The following is a 5,630-nucleotide window of genomic DNA, read 5'->3' as shown; positions in this document are numbered from 1 at the left end:
AATTATGTATAACGTTGAGCAGCTCACCGCCGCCTCAACTGAAGCACTTAGAACGATCATTCAGCAAGGTCTGATCACGATTGCCTTATTGGGATATCTTTTATATACCAACTGGCGTTTAACCATGTGTATTCTGATCTTTGGACCTGTGATTGGTTTTGTGATCAGTAAAGCCTCAAAAAGGATGCGCAAGCTATCACAACAGGTTCAGGACACCATGGGTGATGTGAACCATGTGGTTCAGGAAACTGTAAATGCCAATCTGATTGTCAAAGGTTTTGGTGGTCAGATTTATGAGCAGGAACGCTTTAAACAAAATTCTTTGGAAAATCTACGCCGTGGCTTGAAAATGGTGGCAGTACAGCAGCTGAACAGTCCAGTAGTACAGTTGATCATGTCAGTTTCACTCAGTATCGTGATGTATATTGCGTTGCGCCCACAAATTCTGGGAGATACGACTGCGGGTGAATTTGTTGCTTATATTACAGCTGCTGGCATGTTGGCGCGACCAATCAAGACATTAACTGATGTGAATGAAAAAATTCAGCGTGGTATGGCGGCCGCACATTCTGTGTTTGAATTGCTAGATATGCCTGAAGAGCATAATACCGGCAAACTCAATGATGCCTTAAAAGGCAACATTCAATTTAAAGATGTCAATCTGGTTTATGGCGATGGTCACCATGCGATTCATGACTTTAACCTGGAAGTGAAAGCGGGTGAGACTGTAGCATTGGTTGGACGTTCAGGAGCAGGCAAAACTTCTCTGGTGAATCTGTTGGTACGTTATCAGGAAACTACATCCGGGCAAATTTTGCTGGATCAAAAACCGATTACTGATTATGAATTGACTGCTTTACGTACCCAGATCGCGATGGTAAACCAGCAGGTAGTGCTGTTTAACCGTACTGTTCGTGAAAATATTGCTTATGGCCAGCTAGAAAATGCGAGTGATGAAGAAATCATTGCAGCGGCAAAAGCCGCCTATGCCCATGATTTCATTATGGCCTTGCCACAAGGTTATGATACGCCACTGGGCGCTCAAGGTCTGAATCTGTCAGGTGGACAGCGTCAGCGTATTGCGATCGCCCGTGCTATTTTGAAAAATGCTCCGATTCTGATTCTGGATGAAGCGACCAGTGCGCTGGATAATGAATCTGAATACTTTATTCAGCGTGCCTTTGATCAGGCGATGCGAGATCGGACTACAATTGTGATTGCCCACCGTCTATCAACAATTGAAAATGCCGACCGCATTGTAGTGATGGATCAAGGTCGTATTATAGAGCAGGGTAATCATGCTGAGCTGATTGCACGTCAAGGTGCTTATTATCAGCTGCACCAACGTAATTTCGAGGAACATTAAGTCATGGCTTTGGCACAGATCATTCAGGATGCTTGGAATACACAGGCAAAGTGGCTGGTTGTGCTGCGTCCTTTGTCCTGGCTTTACCGCTTGGGTTTTGTCAGTAACCACTGGCTTTACCGTAAAGGGATTAAAAAAAGCTATACCGCACCTATTCCAGTAATGGTGATTGGAAATATTACCGTAGGTGGGAGTGGTAAAACACCTTTACTGATTCATCTGGTGGATTACCTCACTGAAAAAGGCCTACGGATTGGTGTAATCAGTCGAGGTTATGGTGGTAAAGGTCCTTTTCCTGCTTATGTAGATTTAAATACCTTGCCTGAAGTGGTAGGTGATGAACCAGCCTTAATTGTCCAAGCGACTGGTGTGCCGATGGCTGTAGGGCCAAATCGTCAAAAGAGCATTGAGCTTCTGCTAGAAAAGCATGCACTGGATTTAATTATTTGTGATGACGGTTTGCAGCACTGGGCTTTAAATCGTCAGATTGAATGGATTGTGCTGGATAATAACCGAGGCTTGGGCAACCAGAAACTTTTACCAGAAGGTTATTTGCGTGAACCCGTTACCCGGTTGGAAAAAGGTACCGTGATTGAACATGCAGCAAATCCAGTTTCGCCTTTGCATATGCATCTTGCAGCCTCTCAGCCGTATTTATTAAATCAGGATGTTATCAAAAGCTTTGATCCAACTGCGGCTTTCTATGCAGTAGTCGGCATCGGTTTTCCACAGCGTTTTTATCAAACACTAGAACATCTGGGGCTGCAGCAATTTCAGTGTCATGAATTTCCAGATCATCATGATTATGAAATTGAAGATCTGCAATTCGATGACAATAGTCCGATCATTACTACTGAAAAAGATGCAGTTAAAATTATGGCATTACTCAAACAGTATCCAGATTATCAGCGGGATATCTGGGTGGTGCCGGTCGATGCAGCCTTGTCACCTGCCTGTTATACAATATTGCAGCAGCAATTAGAGCAACAGGGTATTTCTATTTCCTAAGGTTTATTTACGATGAAACATATAGTTATTCCTGCACGCTTCTCCAGTTCACGTTTGCCGGGTAAACCTTTGCTGGAAATCCATGGTCGTCCGATGATTCTGCGTGTCGTGGATCAGGCCAAAAAAGTACAGGGCTTTGATGACCTGTGTGTAGCAACAGATGATGAACGTATTGCCGAAGTTTGCCGTGCTGAAGGTGTTGATGTGGTCCTGACTTCAGCAGATCATCCATCAGGTACCGATCGTCTAAGCGAGGTAGCTCGAATCAAGGGCTGGGCGAGTGATGACATTATTGTGAATGTACAGGGTGATGAACCTTTATTGCCAGCTCAGTTAGTTAAACAGGTCGCGCAACTCTTAGAAGATCAACCGGCTTGCTCAATGTCGACTCTGTGTGAGCCAATTCATCATTTAGAGGAATTCAAGCGTGACAGTATCGTTAAGGTTGTGATGTCTAAGCACAATCAGGCACTGTATTTTAGTCGTGCTACGATTCCTTATGACCGTGATGGTGCCAAGCTAGCTGAACAGAAATTGCATGATCAGGCTTATCGTCATTTGGGTTTATATGCTTACCGCGTGAAACTGCTACAGGAATATGTAACCTGGGAAATGGGTGTGCTGGAAAAACTGGAATCTTTAGAACAGTTACGTGTACTGGAAAATGGTCACCGTATTGCCATTGCTGTGGCAGAAGCCAATTTACCGCCAGGTGTCGATACGCAGGAAGATCTGGATCGCTTGAACCAGATGGATCCATCTTCTTTTGCTTAATTTGAGAATTCTCCATGCCGCTTGATGTCAATGCACAGATTTATCCATGGCAGCAACAGGTTTGGGAAACGCTAACCGGGCGTTTTCCTAAGCTTGGGCATGGTTTATTGTTCTATGGAAAAAAAGGCTGTGGTAAAGAAGCCTTTGCCCAGCAGTTTCTGGCCTGGGTTTTATGCCTGAACCGTCAGCCTAAGGGGCCATGCGGTGAGTGTGGCAGTTGTCAGTGGCTGAAAGCGGATACCCATCCGAATTACGTCTATATCAGCACTGATGAAGACAATAAAAAACAGAATGCCAAAATTAAAATTGAAAAGATCCGTGATCTTCTGCCTTTTGTACAGCAGACCGTCGATGGCTGGCGTGTCATTGTCATTGAACCCGCTGAAGCATTAAATATTGCTTCTTCTAATGCCTTGCTGAAAACTCTGGAAGAACCGGGTGAAAATATTGTCATTATTCTGCTTGCGGATCATTATCTGAAATTGCCTGCAACTATTCGCAGCCGTTTACAGCATTTTGCTTTAGACCGGATTTCATCAGCGCAATTTAGTGAATATGTAGAGGCGCAGTTACCTGAAGCAGGTTCGAGCCAGCAGCAGCTATTAATGAATTTATCCAATCAGATGCCTTTGCAAGCGATTGAGGTTGCACAAAGTTCCTGGTTGCCATTACGTCAGGAATTCATGGAAGACTGGAAAAAACTGGTCATTCAAAAAAATATGCCAATGGCAATTGCGACCAAATGGAATAAAAGCCTGAGTTTTGGTGAATTTGGTCAAATGTTTGAATACTTGTTGTCCGATTTAATTTGTGTCAAGCTAAATCAGGCCGTAAAAAACATTGATCTGGACTTTAATGTATTGGCCGAACAATATTCATTGGAAACACTTTTTAAAATTTATGAGGATTTTCAGCGAGCCAAACAATATCTTGAGCAGAACGTACAAAGTAATCTGGTGCTCGATGAATTGTGTATCAAGCTGATGAATCTTTAGCTTAAGGGGAAAACAAGATGCAACCACGTATGGGCGGTATTATTCAGGCTAATATTCCGGATATTGAAACGTTATTTGCCAGTTATATGCCATATGTTGTAGGTGGTGGACTTTTTATTCCTTCCAAGCAGCCAGTAAAATTAGGTGAAGAAGTTTTTGTTTTGACGACTTTACCTGAACAGACGCAGAAAATTCCATTAACCGGAAAAGTAATCTGGATATCTCAAAAGCAGAATGGCATCAAGCCACAAGGTTTTGGGATTCAGCTCACCGGTGAAAAAGGCGTTTTCTTCAAAAATGAAGCAGATCGTCTGGTTGCGGGTCTTAAATCTGATGGACGTAAAAGTTACACTATGTAGTTAATTTACCTTCGGTAGGAACTCATTGTGTTTGTAGATACTCATTGCCATTTAACGCTGCTCGATTTAACACCTTATAACGGTGATCTGGATCAGGCGCTCGCTCAGGCCCGTGAAGCAGGCGTATCCAAGTTTATGAGTATCTCGGTGGATCTGGATGATCATATCGAGCTGGCAAAAATCGCGGCCCGTCATCCTGATGTCGGTTATACCGTTGGTGTACATCCTTGCGAAGATGCGGCGACGATGGCGCGTGCGACTACTGAATATCTGGTTGAACTGGCACAGCCAGAAAAAGTCTGGGCGCTGGGTGAAACGGGGCTCGATTATTATCATAGTACCGATTTTATTGACGAGCAAAAAGACTGTTTTGCCCGTCATATCCATGCCTCACAAATTGTGAAAAAACCTGTCGTCGTGCATACCCGTTCTGCCAAGCATGACACGGTTGATATTATCCGTGCAGAAAAATCTACCCATGGCATTTTGCACTGTTTTACCGAAGATTGGGAAACCGCTAAAACTGTTTTAGACTGCGGTTATTATGTGTCTTTCTCCGGTATTGTTTCTTTTAAAAATGCCCAGGATTTGCGTGACGTGGCCAAACAGGTTCCACTTGATCGCGTTTTAATCGAAACGGATAGTCCTTACCTTGCTCCAATGCCATATCGTGGCAAATCTAATGAACCAAAATACGTTCCTTATGTAGCCAAAGCCCTTTGCGATGTATATGATAAGTCGCTAGAAGAAATGGCTTATATCACAAAGCAGAACTTTGAGAATCTTCTGAATTCAAAGTAAATAAAGTTAGATAAGAGTACAAGAGAGTTATAGGGTGAAGATGGATCGTCAGGCTCAGTTTCGAGCAAGAGAAACCTTGATTTTTCAAGTTGCAGAACAGTTACTGCTAGAAAATGGTGAAGCAGGGATGACCCTGGATGCACTGGCAGCAGAACTGGATCTGGCCAAAGGCACTCTTTATAAGCATTTCCAGAGTAAAGATGAATTGTACATATTGCTGATTATCCGTAATGAGCGCATGTTGCTGGAAATGATCCAGGATAGTGATAAGGCTTTTCCTGAACATCTGGCATTCTTTATGTTGCATCATCTGCATCACCCTGAACG

At 43.4% G+C, this 5,630-nt stretch carries 7 protein-coding genes; all 7 read left to right on the top strand.

Annotation, left to right across the window (positions count from 1 at the left end; genetic code table 11):
* Positions 1–1,366, top strand: a 1,366-nt coding sequence (locus tag B4J23_RS03185) for an ATP-binding cassette domain-containing protein (protein WP_291358739.1), incomplete at its 5' end; no start/stop codon positions are given.
* A 3-nt stretch (positions 1,367–1,369) separates the two neighbouring features.
* Positions 1,370–2,374, top strand: coding sequence for a tetraacyldisaccharide 4'-kinase (lpxK, locus tag B4J23_RS03180; RefSeq protein ID WP_291358738.1), 1,005 nt, complete (start codon positions 1,370–1,372; stop codon positions 2,372–2,374).
* 12 nt (positions 2,375–2,386) lie between these two features.
* Positions 2,387–3,148 (top strand): 3-deoxy-manno-octulosonate cytidylyltransferase, encoded by a 762-nt coding sequence (gene kdsB / locus B4J23_RS03175; RefSeq protein ID WP_104425952.1) that lies wholly within the window; start codon positions 2,387–2,389, stop codon positions 3,146–3,148.
* A gap of 14 nt (positions 3,149–3,162) precedes the next feature.
* Entirely contained in the window at positions 3,163–4,143 is a 981-nt protein-coding gene (locus tag B4J23_RS03170; protein WP_291358737.1) for a DNA polymerase III subunit delta' C-terminal domain-containing protein, read from the top strand.
* Positions 4,144–4,160: 17 nt separating this feature from the next.
* Positions 4,161–4,502, top strand: coding sequence for a PilZ domain-containing protein (locus B4J23_RS03165; RefSeq protein ID WP_005236142.1), 342 nt, complete (start codon positions 4,161–4,163; stop codon positions 4,500–4,502).
* 27 nt (positions 4,503–4,529) lie between these two features.
* A complete protein-coding gene (locus tag B4J23_RS03160; RefSeq protein WP_291358736.1) occupies positions 4,530–5,303 on the top strand; it encodes a TatD family hydrolase in 774 nt (257 codons plus the stop codon).
* Positions 5,304–5,343: 40 nt separating this feature from the next.
* Positions 5,344–5,630 (top strand): TetR/AcrR family transcriptional regulator (locus tag B4J23_RS03155; RefSeq protein ID WP_291358740.1); only part of this gene is annotated, 287 nt, incomplete at its 3' end.

The sequence above is a fragment of the Acinetobacter sp. UBA3025 genome, from assembly GCF_002367915.1.
Lineage (GTDB): Bacteria > Pseudomonadota > Gammaproteobacteria > Pseudomonadales > Moraxellaceae > Acinetobacter.
This window is presented reverse-complemented; position numbering and strand designations above follow the sequence as displayed.

What these genes read in the sequence shown, in the direction of transcription:
- lpxK (WP_291358738.1), top strand. Translation starts at nt 1,370, where the DNA reads ATGGCTTTGGCACAGATCATTCAGGATGCTTGGAATACACAGGCAAAG.
- kdsB (WP_104425952.1), top strand. Translation starts at nt 2,387, where the DNA reads ATGAAACATATAGTTATTCCTGCACGCTTCTCCAGTTCACGTTTGCCG.
- B4J23_RS03170 (WP_291358737.1), top strand. Translation starts at nt 3,163, where the DNA reads ATGCCGCTTGATGTCAATGCACAGATTTATCCATGGCAGCAACAGGTT.
- B4J23_RS03165 (WP_005236142.1), top strand. Translation starts at nt 4,161, where the DNA reads ATGCAACCACGTATGGGCGGTATTATTCAGGCTAATATTCCGGATATT.